We start from the raw sequence: 16,033 nt of genomic DNA on the forward strand, positions 1-16,033 counted from the left end.
CTGGAGCCGTGCCCGAATCCCCTCCGCACCGCGTCGCCGTCCTCGTGCTCGACGGCGCGAAACCGCTCGACGTGGGCATCCCCGCACAGGTGTTCACGACCCGGGCGAGCATGCCGTACGAAGTACGGGTCTGCGCCGCCGCTCCCGGTCCCGTCACCGGCGGCGACGGCCTCTCGTACGCCGTCGCCCACGGTCTGGAGGCGCTGGCCTGGGCCGATCTGGTCTTCGTGCCCGGCTACCGGTTCCCGGACCGGGACGATCCCCCGCCGCCGGTGGTGGCGGCGCTGATCGCCGCCCATGACCGGGGCGCCCGGCTCGCCGCCATCTCGACGGGCGCCTTCGCCCTCGCCGCCACCGGACTGCTCGACGACCGGCGGGCCACCACGCACTGGCACTACACCCGCGCGCTGGCCCGGAAGTATCCGCGGATCCGGGTCGACGAGAACGTCCTCTTCGTCGACGAGGGCACCGTACTGACCTCGGCGGGCGCCGCCTCCGGCATCGACCTCTGTCTGCACATCATCCGCGGCGAGCTGGGCGTGGCCGCGTCGAACCACGCCGCGCGGCGGCTGGTCGCCGCCCCCTACCGAAGCGGCGGCCAGGCCCAGTACGTACCGCGGAGCGTGCCCGAACCTCAGGGCGAGCGGTTCGCCGCCACCCGCGAGTGGGCACTGCACCGCCTCGGCGAACCGCTCGGTCTCGAAGTCCTCGCCCGGCACGCGGCGGTCTCCCCGCGGACGTTCTCCCGGCGGTTCGTCAAGGAGACCGGCTACACCCCGATGCAGTGGGTGACCAGGGCCCGGGTGGACCGGGCCCGGGAGCTGCTGGAGCGGTCCGAGCTGAGCGTCGAGCAGATCGCCGCCGAGGTCGGGCTCGGCACCGGCGCCAATCTGCGGCTGCACTTCCAGCGCGTCCTCGGTACGACTCCGAGCGAGTACCGGCGCACCTTCGCCGGGGGCGAGTGAGCCCGGGGCGGGTACGCAGGTCCGGGTGTCGCGATCCTTGCGGATCGTGGCGGTCGTGCCGCTGTCCGCGCCCGGTCCGGCAGGCGAGCCTGGACGGGACGACGAAGGACCCGACGGAGCCGCGGAGACAGCGGCGCCGGGGAACGAGGGGACACGGAAATGACTCGTATCGCCATCAATGGATTCGGCCGGATCGGCCGCAATGTGCTGCGGGCCCTGCTGGAGCGGGAGAGCGAGCTGGAGGTGGTCGCGGTCAACGACCTCTCGGAACCGGCCGTGCTCGCCCGGCTGCTGGCCTTCGACACCACGGCGGGCCGGCTCGGCCGCCCCGTGACCGTCGACGGCGACACCCTCGTGGTCGACGGCCGCCGGATCCGGGTGCTCGCCGAACGCGAGCCCGTGAAGCTGCCCTGGGGCGAGCTGGGCGTCGATGTCGTCCTGGAGGCCACCGGCCGCTTCACCTCGGCGGCGGCGGCCCGCGCCCATCTGATCGCCGGCGCGACGAAGGTCCTGGTCGGGGCGCCGTCGGACGGGGCCGACATCACCCTGGCGTACGGCGTCAACTCCGACGCCTACGACCCGGCGGCGCACACCATCGTCTCCAACGCCTCCTGCACCACCAACGCGCTCGCCCCGCTGGCCGCCGTCCTCGACGGACTCGCCGGGATCGAGCACGGCTTCATGACGACGGTGCACGCCTACACCCAGGAGCAGAACCTCCAGGACGGCCCGCACCGCGATCCGCGCCGGGCCCGGGCCGCCGGGGTCAACATCGTGCCGACGACGACCGGTGCCGCCAAGGCGATCGGACTCGTCCTGCCGAACCTCGACGGCAAGCTGTCCGGCGACTCGATCCGGGTCCCGGTACCGGTCGGCTCGATCGTCGAGCTGAATACGACCGTGGCCCGCGAGGTGACGCGCGAAGAGGTCCTGGCCGCCTATCGCACGGCGGCCGAGGGCCCCCTGGCGGGAATCCTGGAGTACTCGGAGGACCCGCTGGTCTCCTCCGACATCACCGGCAACCCGGCGTCCTCGATCTTCGACTCGGCCCTCACCCGGGTCGACGGCCGCCACATCAAGGTGGTCGCCTGGTACGACAACGAGTGGGGCTTCTCGCACCGGGTGATCGACACCCTGGAGCTGCTCGCCCGGGGCTGAACCCGTCCGGGCCGCGGGCTGTCGCCGGGACCGTGTCGCCGGGGCGGGTCAGACCCGGCCCAGCGGCAGCTCCGCCCAGATCACCTTGCCGCCGGACGCGGTGTGCTCGACGTCGCAGCGCCCCCCGGCCTCCCGGGTGATCTCGCGGACCAGCAGCAGCCCCCGGCCGCCGGTCTGGCCCCACTCCGCTTCCAGCGCCGTGGGCCGGTAGGGGTGGTTGTCCTCGACCGAGACCCTGACCCGGTCCCGGCCGAGCGCCACCTCGACGGCCAGCTCGGGCGAGAGCAGTACGGCGTGCTTCACCACATTGGTGACCAGCTCGGAGACGATCAGCAGCAGCCCCTGCACGGTCTCGCCGACCGCGCCCCACAGGGGGACGCCCTGCCGTTCGAGCAGCTCCCGGACCGCGCGTCTGGCCTCGGGGACCGAGGATTCGACGGTCGGCGCGGTGAAGCGCCAGACCCCTTCCCCGACCTCGGGGCCCCCGTACGGTTCCGCGGGCCGGACCGGCACGCTGCCGCGGCTCTCCATCGATCGACTCCCACCCATGGCGCTCGGCCATGTCCGCTGCCCACTGACTCCGGGGGCCAGTGTCGCGGGGTACCGGTACCCGCCGCCGGGCTGACCGGAAGTCATTGCCAATCGACGGCTTTTGACCGGGTCGGTACGAGCCCGGCGGCCCGGGGGCCGCCGCTGACCGTTCCCCGGTCAGAACGTCCGCGGGCCGTCGGGATCGCCGGGTTCGGTGACCAACTCGACGATCCGGCGGCCGCCGACTCCGATGGCGATCAGGCCCAGACCGTCGAAGAGGAGCGCGAGGGAGAAGAAGAGCCCGAGCACATAGCGGCTGCTCTCCGGCCAGTTCGCCAGTACGAGAATGCCCAGGACCAGGCCCACGGCCCCCTGGAAGAGCATCCAGCCGAACTGCGGGCCCCGGACCACCAGACTGCCCATCAGCCGGAAGAGCCCGCCGGTGAGGAAGAGCAGGGCCGCGAAGAGGGTCAGGGTCTCGGCGGAGCCGGTGGGATGGCGGATCACCACGATCCCGGCGGCGATGTTCAGGGCGGCGACCACCACGGCCAGCCAGAAGTAGTCGCTGCCCCGGGACTGGACCGCGTGCACCAGGCCGACCAGCCCGCCGATCAGCAGCAGCCAGCCGAAGAGCAGCATCGACGTCAGGGTCGCGACGCCGGTGTAGACGAGCCCGACGATCCCGGCGATGACCAGGATCGAGCCGAGCACGGTGAGCAGACCGAAGCTCCGCTTCAGCTTCCGGGGCTCCGTCGGCCCGGGATCGCGGGTGGTACCGGACATGGCGTTCCGCCTCCTCGCACCCCTTCCTGATCGTAGGCCCGGCCGGGGTGGATAGCATCCGGCGCATGGAGACGACCGGCTCGGTACCGGGGCCCCGGATCGGGTGCGAGATCGCCGACGGCGTGGCGACGGTCGTGATCGCCCGCCCGGCGAAGCGGAACGCCATGACGACCGGAATGTGGCGGGCGCTGCCCCCGCTGCTGGAGCGGCTGGCGGCGGATCCCGCCGTACGGGTGATGGTGCTGACGGGTGAGGGCGGGACGTTCTGCGCGGGCGCGGACATCGCGTCCCTGCGCGGCCCCGACGAAGCCGGAGGTGCCGGGGCGGCGGCCGGGGCGGAGCCGGCCCCGCAGGAGCTGGCGGTTCTCGCCGAGGAGGCGCTGGCGGCCTTCCCCAAACCGGCCCTGGCGGAGATCCGCGGCTACTGCGTCGGCGGCGGCTGTCAGCTCGCCGCCGCCTGCGATCTGCGGTTCGCCGCTTCGGACGCCCGGTTCGGGGTGACCCCGGCCCGGCTCGGTGTGGTCTATCCGCCGTCCGCCACCCGGCGGCTGGTGGAGCTGGTGGGCCCGTCGGCCGCCAAGTACCTGCTCTTCTCGGGCGAGCTGATCGACAGTGCCAGGGCGCTGCGGACCGGCCTGGTGGACGAGGTGCTGCCGCCTTCCGAGCTGGGCCTCCGGGTGGCCGCCTTCGCCCGGACCCTGGCCGCCCGGTCCCAGCTCACCCAGGCCGCCGCGAAGGAGTTCGCGGCGGGGCGTACGGACCGGGCGGACCACTGGGCCGCGATCGCGGCCGAACAGGCCCGTCCGGGCGGCGACACCGCGGAGGGTGTCGCCGCCTTCCTGGAGCGCCGTACGCCCCGCTTCACCTGGACGGTCTGAGGCCGGGGCCGTACGGCCGACCCGGCCGGGACCGGATCAGTTCGGTTCGGTTCGGCTCATCTCGGCGCTGAACTCCTCGCGCATCCGCTTGACGATGTGCGCGGGCGCCTTGTCGGGCGAGCCCGCGTCGTACGGCGGCTGCGGGTCGTACTCGGTGAAGAGCTGGATCGACTGGGCCAGGTCGTCGCCGCCGATCCGGCCGAGCAGATGAAGCGCCATGTCGATTCCGGAGGAGACCCCGGCGGCGGTGACGTACTTGCCGTCGAAGACGACCCGCTCCTTCGAGGGCTCGGCGCCCAGCCCGCCGAGGTCGTCCATGGCGAACCAGTGCGTGGTGGCCCGGCGGCCCTTCAGCAGTCCGGCGGCGCCCAGTACCAGGGAGCCGGTGCAGACCGATGTGGTCCAGGTGGAGGTCCGGTCGGCGGCGCGCAGCCAGTCGGTGATCTCCGTGTCCGCCATCGCGGCCCGGTCACCCGGGCCGCCGGGGACCAGCACGATGTCCGGATCGGTGACCTGGGCGAGGGTACGGTCCGCGACCAGGGCGAGGGAGCCCTGGTCGCCCCGCACGGGACCGGCCTCCTTGCCGACGAAGACGGTCTCGGCGCCGGGCAGCCGCCCGAGGAGTTCATAGGGGCCGACGGCGTCGAGGGTGGTGAAGTTGTCGTAGAGCAGTACGGCGATCTTCATGGCACAGCCTTTCGGTAGATATTGGCATATCAACGGCAGGCGTGGGCGCCTGGAGGGCGTCCCGCCCGAAGGAAGGGAAGGAATGGCGGAAGGGGTGGGAAGGGCCGGGGGTGCTCAGCGGGCGAGCGGGGCGTGGAACCGGCGCCGGTACTCCGCCGGTGGCGTGCCGAGGCTCCGGACGAACGCGCGGCGCATCGCCTCCGGGGTGCCATAGCCGCTGGCCCGGGAGACCTCCTCCACTCCGTGCGAGGTCTCCTCCAGGAGTCGCCGGGCGTGTTCCAGCCGTACGCGCTCCACATAGCGGCCGGGCGTGACCCCGGTCTCGGCGTGGAAGGCGCGGGCGAAGTGGCGCGGGGAGAGCCGGGCCCGGGCGGCGAGGGCGTCGACGGAGAGATCGCCGTCCGGGTGTTCGGCGACCCACCGCTGGAGGTCGCGCAGGGGTTCGCGGCGGGCGGTCTGGGCCGCCAGCAGGGCGCTGAACTGTGCCTGGTTCCCCGGGCGGCGCAGGAAGACCACCAGATGGCGGGCGACGGCGAGGGCGGCGGCCCGGCCGTGGTCCTCCTCGACGAGGGCGAGGGCGAGATCGATTCCGCTGGTCACCCCGGCGGAGGTGGCGATCCGGCCGTCGCGGACGAAGATGGGTTCGGGGTCGACGTCGACCTTCGGGTGGCGTCGGGCGAAGTCGTCGCAGAACGCCCAGTGGGTGGTGGCCCGGTGGCCGTCGAGGAGTCCGGCGGCGGCCAGCAGGAAGGAGCCGGTGCAGACGGACATCAGGCGTTCGGCGTCCGCCGCGCGCTCCCGCAGCCAGTCGACGACATCGGGGGCGCTGTCGACGGAGTCGGCGCCGCCGGGGACGACGAGGGTGTGCGGCACGGGCGCGGATCCGAGGTCGGTATCGGGGACCAGGGTCAGTCCGCTGCCGGTCCTGACCGGCCGCCCGCCGGGTGAGGCGGTGGCCAGCGGATAGGCCGACTCGTCCCCGACGGCCCAGCCCGCTCCGGCGAAGACCTCGACGGGGCCGGTCACATCGAGGCTCTGGACGCCGTCGTAGAGGACGACGAGCACGGGTCGCTGGCTCATGCGTCCATCCTTGTTACGGCCCGGGGCGGCCGCAATGACCAGTTCCCCACCTTTGCTGCCATCGGGGGTGTCGGGCCGCGCCCGGCGGCCTGGTGTCGTCCGTGGTCCGCGGACCGCGGCCGGCTTGTCGCGCAGTTCCCCGAGCCCCTGAAGGCTCTCCCGGGCGCTGCCCCTGAGGAGGGGCCCGGCCTCAGACCGCCGGACGCGGCCCGGGAGGGCGGGGGCGTAAGGCCCGAACAAGACATGGGCGGGGTCAGCGCCAGTCGGCGGGGTCGCCGCCCCACCGGCCCGGCGGACGGCTCCAGGTACGGGGCGCGCCCGCGTAGTGGACCGGGGACAGGGCGTGCCGCAGCGGGCCGTACGGCGAGGGGGTGACGGTCAGCCAGGGCGCGGGATCCGGCGGCGGGACCGCGGCCGGGGGCGCGTCGAGCGGCGGGCGGATACCGGTCAGCAGCCAGTCGGCGGTGGCCGCGAGGGAGAGGCGGATCAGCCGTCCGGCGCCGGTTGCCTGCCGGTCGGTCAGGGCGCGCAGTACGGCCGCCGCGAGGAGATAGCCGGTGCCGTGGTCGAGGGCCTGGGCGGGGAGGACGCCGGGGCGGTCGCCGCCCGCGCCCTCCACGGCGGCGATCCCGGTGGCGGCCTGGACCAGGCTGTCGAAGCCGCGCCGTCCGGCCAGCGGGCCCCGGTCGCCCCAGGCGTCGAGCCGGGCCACGATCAGTCCGGGGCGGCGGCCGGCGAGTTCGGCCGGGCCGAGGCCGAGGGCGTCGAGTGCGCCGGGCCGGTAGCCGGTGACGACGACATCGGCGGAGTCGACGAGTCCGTCGAAGACGTACCGGTCGCCGGGGTCGGCCAGATCGAGCAGCGCCGACCGTTTGCCGAGCCCGGTGTCGGCGTGGGCGTCGGGGTCCTCGGGGAGCCGGGGCGAGTCGATCCGCAGGACGTCGGCGCCGAGGAGGGCGAGGGTGCGGGTGGCGACGGGCCCGGCGATGACCCGGGTGAGATCGAGGACGCGTACGCCGTCGGCGGGGAGCGCGGCAGGCGGCAGGGGCCGGGGATCGCCGCCGGGCAGCCCCTCGATTCCGGCCCGGGGCGAAGCGGTCGGGGACGGACCGGCCGGGGGCGGACCGGCCGGGGGTACGGGACCGGGCGCGACGGCGACCGCGAGACCGCCCGCAGCGTAGACGGCCTCCTGGGTCTCCAGTGCCGTACGGGAGGCGAGCTCCGCCGCGACGGCCCCCTTCAGCGCTTCGTCACCGGTGCCCGGGTCGGGGATGCCGAGGGCGGTCAGCAGCCGGGCGCGGTGGTGGGGGTAGTCGGCGTGGGTGCGGACCCAGCCGTCGCGGGCGGGCCAGAACCCGGAGAGCGGGGCGAAGGACGCCGGGGTCCGGCCGCCGATCCGCAACTGCCGCTCGCTCACGAAAGCGGTGGCGACGGCGGCCTCGTGGATCCGGACGGCCGGGGCCGGTGTCCCGGAGCGCCGGGCCAGCAGCTCGGCCGCCGCCAGGGAGCAGACCCCGACGCAGGCCCGGGCCAGCTCCAGCACCGGCAGCCGGGCGGTGAGGGCGCCGGGGGCCGGTTCGTACGTCACCGGTTCCGTGAGCGGCCCGCCGCCGATCGCCGTCCAGGCGGCCGCGGTGGCCGGGTCCGTGGTCGTACCGCCGGCCCGTCCGGGCCGTTCCCGCCGATGAGTCGTCATGGCGTCCAGTCTCCCGCCCGGGTCTCCGGGACGGCCGTAAACGACCCGGAAGGGGCCTCTCCGGCGACGCGGGCCCGGCGAAAGCGGGCCGTTTGGCAGAATGCAGACGCAAGCACAGCCAGGAGCAGAAGGCGAGTCGGGGAACCGTGACGATGTCCATCGAAGGCAGGATCGCCGAGGAGCTCGGCGTACGGGAACGGCAGGTCAGGGCGGCCGTGGAGCTGCTGGACGGCGGGTCGACCGTGCCCTTCATCGCGCGGTACCGCAAAGAGGCGACCGAGATGCTCGACGACGCCCAGCTGCGCACCCTGGAGGAGCGGCTGCGGTATCTGCGGGAGCTGGAGGAGCGCCGGTCGGCGATCCTGGACTCCGTACGGGAGCAGGGCAAGCTGGACGAGGCGCTGGAGGCGCGGATCCTGGCCGCCGACACCAAGGCCCGGCTGGAGGACATCTATCTGCCGTTCAAGCCGAAGCGGCGGACGAAGGCGCAGATCGCCCGGGAGGCCGGTCTCGAACCACTGGCCGAGGGCCTGTTGACGGACCCGTCGGTGGAGCCGGCGGCCGCGGCGGCGGCGTTCGTGGACGCGGAGAAGGGCGTCGCCGACCCGGCCGCCGCGCTGGAGGGCGCGCGGGCGATCCTCACCGAGCGGTTCTCCGAGGACGCCGACCTCATCGGTGAGCTGCGTGAGCGGATGTGGTCCCGGGGGCGGTTGGCGTCGAAGGTCCGCGAGGGCAAGGGGGACGCGACGCAGGGTCCGGCGGCCAAGTTCGCCGACTACTTCGACTTCGCGGAGCCCTTCACCGAACTGCCGTCGCACCGGGTGCTGGCGCTGCTGCGGGGCGAGAAGGAGGAGGTGCTGGATCTGGCGCTGGAGCCGGACGCGCCCTCCGACGACCCGGGCCCGACGGCGTACGAGAACGCGATCGCCCACCGCTTCGGGGTGGCCGACCGGGGCCGTCCTGGCGACAAGTGGCTCGGGGACACGGTCCGCTGGGCGTGGCGGACCCGGATCCAGGTCCATCTCGGGATCGATCTGCGGCTGCGGCTTCGGACGGCGGCCGAGGACGAGTCCGTCCGGGTGTTCGCGGCCAATCTGCGCGATCTGCTGCTGGCGGCGCCCGCGGGGACCCGGGCCACGCTCGGGCTCGACCCCGGCTTCCGTACCGGGGTGAAGGTGGCGGTGGTCGACGCGACGGGCAAGGTCGTGGCCGTCGACACGGTCCATCCGCACGTACCGGCGAACCGCTGGGACGAGTCCCTGGCGACGCTGGCCCGGCTGGCGAAGGAGTACGCGGTCGAGCTGGTCGCGATCGGCAACGGCACCGCGTCGCGGGAGACGGACAAGCTCGCCGCCGACCTGATCGCCCGCCATCCGGAGCTGGGGCTGACGAAGGTGATGGTCTCGGAGGCGGGGGCGTCGGTCTACTCGGCGTCCGCGTTCGCCTCTCAGGAACTTCCCGAGCTGGACGTCTCCCTGCGCGGGGCGGTGTCGATCGCCCGGCGGCTCCAGGACCCGCTGGCCGAGTTGGTGAAGATCGACCCCAAGTCGATCGGCGTCGGCCAGTACCAGCACGACCTCTCCGAGGTGAAGCTCTCCCGCTCCCTCGACGCGGTCGTCGAGGACTGTGTGAACGGCGTCGGCGTCGACGTCAACACGGCCTCGGCGCCGCTGCTGTCCCGGGTGTCGGGGATCGGTGCCGGGCTCGCCGAGAACATCGTGGCGCACCGGGACGCCAACGGCCCGTTCCGCTCCCGCCGGGCGCTCAAGGACGTGGCCCGGCTGGGTCCGAAGGCGTACGAGCAGTGCGCGGGCTTCCTCCGGATCCGCGGCGGCGACGACCCGCTGGACGCGTCAAGCGTCCACCCGGAGGCGTATCCGGTGGTCCGGCGGATGGTGAAGGCGACCGGCGGGGAGGTGGCGGCCCTGATCGGCGATACGGGCACGCTGCGGTCGCTGCGGGCCGACGACTTCGTGGACGAGACCTTCGGTCTGCCGACGGTCACCGACATCCTGCGGGAGCTGGAGAAGCCGGGGCGCGACCCGCGGCCCGCGTTCCGTACCGCCACCTTCAAGGAGGGCGTCGAGAAGATCGGCGACCTGGCGGCGGGGATGGTGCTGGAGGGTGTGGTGACGAATGTGGCCGCGTTCGGCGCGTTCGTCGACGTCGGCGTCCACCAGGACGGTCTGGTGCATGTGTCGGCGATGTCGAAGACGTTCGTCAAGGACCCCCGGGACGTGGTGAAGCCGGGCGACGTGGTCAAGGTGAAGGTCCTCGACGTCGACATCCCGCGGAAGCGGATCTCCCTCACACTGCGGCTCGACGACGACGCGTCGGGCGGCCGGGCTCCGCGTCAGGGCGGTGACCGGGGCGGTCGCGAGGACCGGGGCGACCGCGGCGACCGGGGCGGGCGTCAGCAGCGGCGCGGCGGCGGGGGTGGCGGCGGCCAGAGCGGTGGGAGTGGCGGTGGCGGCCGGAGCCGTGACCGCCAGGCCCCGCCCCCGGCCAACAGCGCGATGGCGGACGCCCTCCGCCGCGCGGGCCTCACGGGCCAGGACCGCGGCCGCCGCTGATTCTCTCGCCACCGGTGCACCTGCCCGCCGCGCATGACCGGCCGGGCAGGTGCCCCCCCCTGACTATCGCCCCTCGGGAAGGGGGCGCCCTCCGGGGAGGGGGTAGTGCCTCCTCCGGAGGAGTTTCGACTGCATGCCGTCTGTGGCTTGTCGCGCAGTTCCCCGCGCCCCTGGGTCGCCTTCCTGACCGGCCTCGTGAAGCGGCAGGCCCCTCTTCAACGGGCCGAGGTCCTTTTCAGGGGCGGTGCCGGGGATAGCGTTCAGTGGCGCGGGGAACTGCGCGACCAGCTACAGGCGGGTCGCGGACCCGCTGACAACATCAGGCCGCCGGGCGCGGCCCGGGCAGTTCGGGGCGGCGCCCCGGAGGGCCGAGGCGCCGGGGGTCCCCCCAGCGCCGCAGGCACCGCGGACTGACGGGGGTCGGGCCGGGGAGCGGTCCCCGGCCCGGCGGGCTGCTGAAGCGGGCCCTCACTCGCCGGGCGGCCCCGACGCGCCCGGTCCGATCCGGAACTCGAAGTCGCCGTCGTACTTCTCGTGTCCGGCGATCACCGCCGACTCCACGGCCTCGGTGCCGACCTCCTTCCGGACGATCAGCGGGTCGTGCCGGAGGTCCCGCATCAGGGCGACGCACATCCCGATCATCACCACCACGAACGGCGCGGCGACCAGGATCGTCAGATTCTGCAGCCCGGCGAGCGCGTCGCCCTGCCCGTTGCCGATCAGCAGCATGATCGCGGCGACGGCGCCGGTGACGATGCCCCAGAACACCACGACCAGCCGGGCCGGTTCGAAGGTGCCGTGCTGGGAGAGGGTGCCCATGACCACGGACGCGGCGTCCGCGCCGGAGACGAAGAAGATCCCGACCAGGATCATCACCAGAATGCTGCTGGCTGTGGCGACCGGGTACTGCTGGAGCACGGCGAAGAGCTGGGCCTCGGGGGTGGCTTCGTCACCGATCCGCTTCCGCTCGGCGAGCTTCATCGCGGTGCCGCCGAAGACCGCGAACCAGACCAGGCTGACCGTACTGGGTACCAGGATCACCCCGCCGATGAACTGGCGGATGGTCCGGCCACGGCTGATCCGGGCGATGAACATGCCCACGAACGGGGTCCAGGAGATCCACCACGCCCAGTAGAAGACGGTCCAGCTGCTGAGCCAGTCGGCGACGGCCTTGCCGCCGGTCGCCTCGGTCCGCCCGGCGAGCTGGGGCAGTTCGGCGAAGTAGGCGGCGATGGAGGTCGGCAGCAGATCGAGGACGATGATCGTGGGCCCGGCGATGAAGACGAAGAGCGCCAGGATCAGGGCGAGCACCATATTGGTGTTGGAGAGCCACTGGATGCCGCGTTCCACCCCGGAGATCGCGGAGAGCACGAACGCGGCGGTGAGTACGGCGATCACACTCACCAGCAGCGCCGTGCCGACGGTGTCCAGCCAGCCGAGTTCGGTGAAGCCGCTGCCGATCTGGAGGGCACCGAGCCCGAGGGAGGCGGCGGAGCCGAAGAGGGTGGCGAAGATCGCCAGGATGTCGATCAGCCGTCCGATGCCGCCCTCGCAGCGCCGGGCGCCGATCAGGGGAACGAAGACGGCGCTGATGGTCTGCCGGCGGCGGCGCCGGAAGGTGCTGTAGGCGATGGCGAGGCCGACGACCGCGTAGATCGCCCAGGGGTGGAGGGTCCAGTGGAAGAGGGTGGTGGCCATGGCGATCTGCATCGCCTCGCCCGCGGACTGGGGCGAGGTGCCGGGCGGCGGCGAGAGGAAGTGCGCCAGCGGCTCGCTGACTCCGTAGAACATCAGCCCGATGCCCATACCGGCGCTGAACATCATGGCGACCCAGGAGACGGTACGGAACTCGGGCTCCGCGCCCTCCTCGCCGAGCGGGATCCGGCCGTACCGGCTGATGGCCAGCCAGAGGGCGAAGACCACGAAGCCGGAGGCGGCGAGGACGAAGGCCCAGCCGCCGTTCTTGATCAGACCGTCCAGCAGGGTGGTCGAGACGCTCTCCAGGGAGTCGGTGGCGACCGCGCCCCAGACGACGAAGGCGAGGGTGAGAACGGCGGTGACACCGAAGACGACCCGGTCCGTGACGGGTCTCCCGTGCGGCTGGGGCAGTCCGGGGGGCTCGGGCGTGACCGACCGGGCCCCCCGGTCGTCGGGCGTTGGTCCGTGCGACACAGGGACACCTTTCATGCGGTAGGCGAAGACTGTCCGGATAATCCGTTTCGCCTGGGATATGCCCTACCACAGGTGTCCCGTGCCGCCCGGGACGACGGGCCCCTCGGGCCCGGCCCGGTTCAGCAGTCGGTGACCGGCTGTCCCGGTGTCAGGTGATAGGTCGCACGCGCGTCCAGCAGCAGCGGTACCAGGGCGCGCTGCGACTGCCGCAGCGGTACGAACGCGGCGCCGTCCCGGCCGGGCAGCGCGACCACGCCGTGCAGGGCGAGTTCGTCCCGTACGTCCGCCCACTGGGCCGGGGCGAGCCGGTAGCCGCACGGCGGATCCGCCAGGGTCTCCGCCTCGGTCGCCGGGTCGTTGTCGGCGCCGCCGAGGTAGACCGGTCCCCGGTCGCGCAGTCCGGTGAGCCGGGCGGTGGTGGTGGCCGTCTCGATCCGGGCGCGCCGCTCGTCGGTGAAGGAGTAGAGCCCGTCGAGTGCGGCGAGCTGACTCGCCACCCGGCGCCGGTTGTTGACCGACTCGTCGGCCAGTTCCTCCGGGGTCATGGCGTCCACCCGGCTCTCGATGAGCAGCCCGACGGCGTTCTTCACCCCGGTGGCGTTGCGCAGTATGCGTTCCTGGCCGTCGCCCGCGACCTGCCGGATCGGCGCCCCGGTCTCGGGGTCGGTCCAGATGCCGTACGTCCCGGTGGTGTATCCCTCGTCGTGCGCGGCGGGGCGGACGTACGCGCCGGAGAGGGCCAGCGACTCCTCGTGGACCCGGGTATGGGTGTTGAGGTTGCGGGGCCAGAGGTCGAAGAGCTGCTTGTCGTAGTAGCGCGGAGTGGAGCCGTACTCGTGCAGGTCGTAGACGACGTCGGGGCGGTGGTCGCGGACGACGGCGGCGATCGCCCGGGCCTCGGCGGTCCTCAGGGCGAGATGGTCGCGGTTGACGTCCACGCCGTCGCCGTTGCCCCGGGTGTCGGCGGCCCGGCCGTCGGGGTTGGCGGTGGGGACGACCAGGATCCGGGTCCGGTCGAGCAGCCGCCGGGTCTCGCGGTCGCGGGCGAAGGCCAGATCGCGGACGGTGGAGAGACATGCCTCGCGGCCCGAGGGTTCGTCGCCGTGCTGGGAGCAGATCAGCAGGACCTTGTTGGCGGCGTGCCGGTTGCCGACGCCGACGAGTTGGATGGGCCGGTTCTGCTCGGTGGTGCCGATCCGGGCGATCGAGACCCGGTCGCCGGCGCGGGCGACGGCGGTGAGGAAGGCTTGCTCCTCGGGCTGACCGGTCCAGCGGGTGCCGCCGGTGGTCTCGAACTCGGTCCGGGGCGGGCGCGGGGTGTCGTCGTGGGCGGCGTGGGCGGGGGCGGCGAGCAGCGGCAGGGCGAGCGCGGCCGAGGCGGCTCCCACCACGAGGGCGCGGATACGGGGGTTCATCGGTGCTGGTCTCCGGGGATCGGGTCGACGGGGCGGGGGCCTTCGACGGAGTCGGACGGAGCGGCCGTACGCGGCGCGGTACGGTCGGCGGCTCCGGCGGTGGCGGCGGTGAAGGCGGCGGAGCCGCCGACGAACGGCAGCCGGGCGCCGGTGCGGGAGAGGTCGAGGGTGAGCGTGGGGGTGCTCGCGGGCGGTTCGATCAGATGGCGGTCGGTGCCCGCGATGATCAGGGCGAGCCGGTGTCCGGCCGGGACGATGTGGTCGGCCGTGTGCAGATCGAGGGTGATCGTGTGCTTCGCGCCGGGGGTGAGGGGTTCGCCGACGGCCGGGGACGCGTGGTTGCCGAGGTCGGCCCAGCCCCGGCTGAAGACGGTGAGGTCGACCTCGGCGGCGTCCGCCCTGGTCTCCTTGTAGCAGGCGCTGTCACCGGGGGCGCTCTCGCCCCAGCAGGTGCGCTCGTCGAGGGTGACGATGCCCTCGTCTGGTCCCGCGTAGTCGCGGATCGTGGCCGGGCCGAGGTCGACCAGGACGGCGGTGAGATGGGCGCTGGTGGTGGTCGGGGTGGCGGTCACGGTGACCGTGCCGGAGCCGGAGAGCCGCAGATCGCGGGTGAGGGGCGCGGTGATGAAGCCGGTCTTGGCGGTGGTGGTCCGGTCGATCGCCTTCGCCCAGTCGATCTCGTCCAGCCGGGGCGCGTCGGTGAAGGTCTCGGTGGCGCCGGGCCGGGCCGGGGTCCGGCTCAGGGTGCCGACTCCCGGCCGGGCGCCGTTTCCGGGCCTGAGCAGGGCGGCCCGGGTGCCGCGCGGCGGCCAGACGCGGTCGGTGGTCCAGCGGTCGGGGGCGCGTTCGACATCGGCCATGGGTTCGTCGTCGATGCCGTTGTCGTAGCCGAGGAGATAGTGGTCGAACCAGCGGTGCAGGGTGCGTACCCACTCGGCCCGGCGGAAGTCGAAGGGGTCGACATGACCGGCCTGGGTGAGCCAGACCTTCCGTTCGACCCCGGCCTCCGCCAGGGCGTCCCACCACTGGCCGAAGTGCTTGCTCCGGACGTTCAGGTCCTGCGCGCCGTGGACGGCGAAGACGCTGGCCCGCACCTTCGCGGCATCGGCCACGTAGTCCCGGTCGGCCCAGAGGCCGGTGTGATCGCCGCTCCGCGGGGCGCCCTCGACCAGCCGCTGTTTGACGGCTCCGCAGCGGCTCACGGCCTCGGGGCTCTCGACGGCGCGCGCCAGCCGGTCCGGGCCGGTGCCGAAGAGGGGGGCGCCCTTGGCGAAGTAGTAGTCGTACCAGCTGGAGATCGCGCCGATGGGCACGATGGTCTCCAGGCCCTCGACGCCGGTGGCGGCGACACCGTTGGCGACGGTGCCGTCATAGCTCTTGCCGATCATGCCGGTACGGCCGGTGGACCAGTCGGCCCCGGCCCGCTCGCCGCCGGTACGGGTGGTGTAGCCGCGGGCCCGCCCGTTGAGCCAGTCGACGACGGCCTTGGCGGACTGGACGTCGGACCGGCCGCCGATGTCGACACAGCCGTCGGAGCGGTTGGTCCCGGCCAGATCGACGGCGGCGAAGGCATAGCCGCGCGGTACGAAGTAGTTGTCGTAGTGAAGCGGGAACTGGACCGGCTTGCCGTCGGCGTCGTACGTCTTGCGCTGGCTCTCGTTCCCCCGGCCGCAGCAGGAGTAGTACGGGCTGGCGTCCATGATCACCGGAATCCGGCGGCCCTGGGCGGCGGCCTCCCGGGGGCGGACGATGTCGACGGCGACCCGGTCGGTCCGGCCGTCCCCGTCCCCGTCGATCCGGGTGTCGACCCAGACGGATTCCCGGATCGCGGCGGCGTAGGAGTAGACGGGTCTGCTCTCGCGGATCTTCCGGGACTCCCGGCTGTCCCAGGACTCCCGGGTTTCGGCCGCCCCGGTTCCGGCCCCGGATCCGGGGGCGGCCACGGCGCCCACCGGGGTGAGGGCGAGCGCCGTGAGGGCGGCGACGGAGGCGGCGAGCAGCGATCTGTACGTCAAGCGGGTTCCCCGCGCACGTATCGGCATGGCCGGACGGTACTCCCCGGAGCCGTGGAGCGACAGAGGGCGACGGTGAGGTC

12 protein-coding genes are annotated in these 16,033 nt (G+C 73.4%); 4 read left to right on the forward strand and 8 right to left on the reverse strand.

Annotated elements, in window-relative coordinates; all coding sequences use genetic code 11:
• The first annotated feature begins 8 nt into the window (after window positions 1–8).
• A complete protein-coding gene (locus ABZ714_RS09835) occupies window positions 9–965 on the forward strand; it encodes a helix-turn-helix domain-containing protein (RefSeq protein WP_358824647.1) in 957 nt (318 codons plus the stop codon).
• A gap of 159 nt (window positions 966–1,124) precedes the next feature.
• The gene (gene gap / locus ABZ714_RS09840) at window positions 1,125–2,123 is read left to right on the forward strand and encodes a type I glyceraldehyde-3-phosphate dehydrogenase (protein ID WP_358824648.1); all 999 of its coding nucleotides are present in this window, start codon (window positions 1,125–1,127) and stop codon (window positions 2,121–2,123) included.
• Between the two features lie 48 nt (window positions 2,124–2,171).
• Here gap and ABZ714_RS09845 read toward each other — a convergent pair whose 3' ends face one another.
• Both ABZ714_RS09845 and ABZ714_RS09850 read right to left on the reverse strand, forming a co-directional pair.
• On the reverse strand, window positions 2,172–2,654 hold the full coding sequence (locus ABZ714_RS09845; RefSeq protein WP_358824649.1) for an ATP-binding protein: 483 nt from the start codon (window positions 2,652–2,654) through the stop codon (window positions 2,172–2,174).
• Window positions 2,655–2,831: 177 nt separating this feature from the next.
• On the reverse strand, window positions 2,832–3,437 hold the full coding sequence (locus ABZ714_RS09850) for a DUF308 domain-containing protein (RefSeq protein ID WP_358824650.1): 606 nt from the start codon (window positions 3,435–3,437) through the stop codon (window positions 2,832–2,834).
• 65 nt (window positions 3,438–3,502) lie between these two features.
• Between ABZ714_RS09850 and ABZ714_RS09855 the strand changes: the two genes are divergently transcribed.
• Complete coding sequence (locus ABZ714_RS09855; protein ID WP_358824651.1) at window positions 3,503–4,315, forward strand: enoyl-CoA hydratase-related protein; 813 nt, start codon at window positions 3,503–3,505, stop codon at window positions 4,313–4,315.
• 36 nt (window positions 4,316–4,351) lie between these two features.
• On the opposite strand, the gene ABZ714_RS09860 is transcribed toward ABZ714_RS09855, so the two are convergent.
• From ABZ714_RS09860 to ABZ714_RS09870, 3 genes are all read right to left on the reverse strand, one after another.
• Window positions 4,352–5,002: a DJ-1/PfpI family protein gene (locus ABZ714_RS09860; RefSeq protein WP_358824652.1), complete on the reverse strand. Its 651-nt coding sequence runs from the start codon at window positions 5,000–5,002 to the stop codon at window positions 4,352–4,354.
• A gap of 114 nt (window positions 5,003–5,116) precedes the next feature.
• A complete protein-coding gene (locus ABZ714_RS09865; RefSeq protein ID WP_358824653.1) occupies window positions 5,117–6,082 on the reverse strand; it encodes a GlxA family transcriptional regulator in 966 nt (321 codons plus the stop codon).
• 253 nt (window positions 6,083–6,335) lie between these two features.
• Window positions 6,336–7,778 carry a CoA transferase gene (locus tag ABZ714_RS09870; protein ID WP_358824654.1) on the reverse strand — a complete coding sequence of 481 codons (1,443 nt, stop codon included), beginning with the start codon at window positions 7,776–7,778 and terminating at the stop codon, window positions 6,336–6,338.
• Window positions 7,779–7,924: 146 nt separating this feature from the next.
• On the opposite strand from ABZ714_RS09870, the gene ABZ714_RS09875 reads away from it, so the two are divergent.
• Window positions 7,925–10,351 carry a Tex family protein gene (locus ABZ714_RS09875; protein WP_358824655.1) on the forward strand — a complete coding sequence of 809 codons (2,427 nt, stop codon included), beginning with the start codon at window positions 7,925–7,927 and terminating at the stop codon, window positions 10,349–10,351.
• A gap of 468 nt (window positions 10,352–10,819) precedes the next feature.
• Here the strand turns inward: ABZ714_RS09875 and ABZ714_RS09880 are convergent, their stop codons facing one another.
• The 3 genes from ABZ714_RS09880 to ABZ714_RS09890 all read right to left on the reverse strand — a co-directional run bounded on the left by ABZ714_RS09880 (window position 10,820) and on the right by ABZ714_RS09890 (window position 15,980).
• On the reverse strand, window positions 10,820–12,538 hold the full coding sequence (locus tag ABZ714_RS09880) for a BCCT family transporter (RefSeq protein ID WP_358824656.1): 1,719 nt from the start codon (window positions 12,536–12,538) through the stop codon (window positions 10,820–10,822).
• Between the two features lie 104 nt (window positions 12,539–12,642).
• Window positions 12,643–13,938 carry a M14 family metallocarboxypeptidase gene (locus ABZ714_RS09885; RefSeq protein WP_358824657.1) on the reverse strand — a complete coding sequence of 432 codons (1,296 nt, stop codon included), beginning with the start codon at window positions 13,936–13,938 and terminating at the stop codon, window positions 12,643–12,645.
• Complete coding sequence (locus ABZ714_RS09890; RefSeq protein WP_358824658.1) at window positions 13,935–15,980, reverse strand: Xaa-Pro dipeptidyl-peptidase; 2,046 nt, start codon at window positions 15,978–15,980, stop codon at window positions 13,935–13,937. The genes ABZ714_RS09885 and ABZ714_RS09890 overlap by 4 nt, the downstream gene beginning before the upstream one ends.
• Window positions 15,981–16,033 lie beyond the last annotated feature (53 nt).

The organism is Streptomyces sp. NPDC006798 (genome assembly GCF_040635975.1).
Lineage (GTDB): Bacteria > Actinomycetota > Actinomycetes > Streptomycetales > Streptomycetaceae > Streptomyces.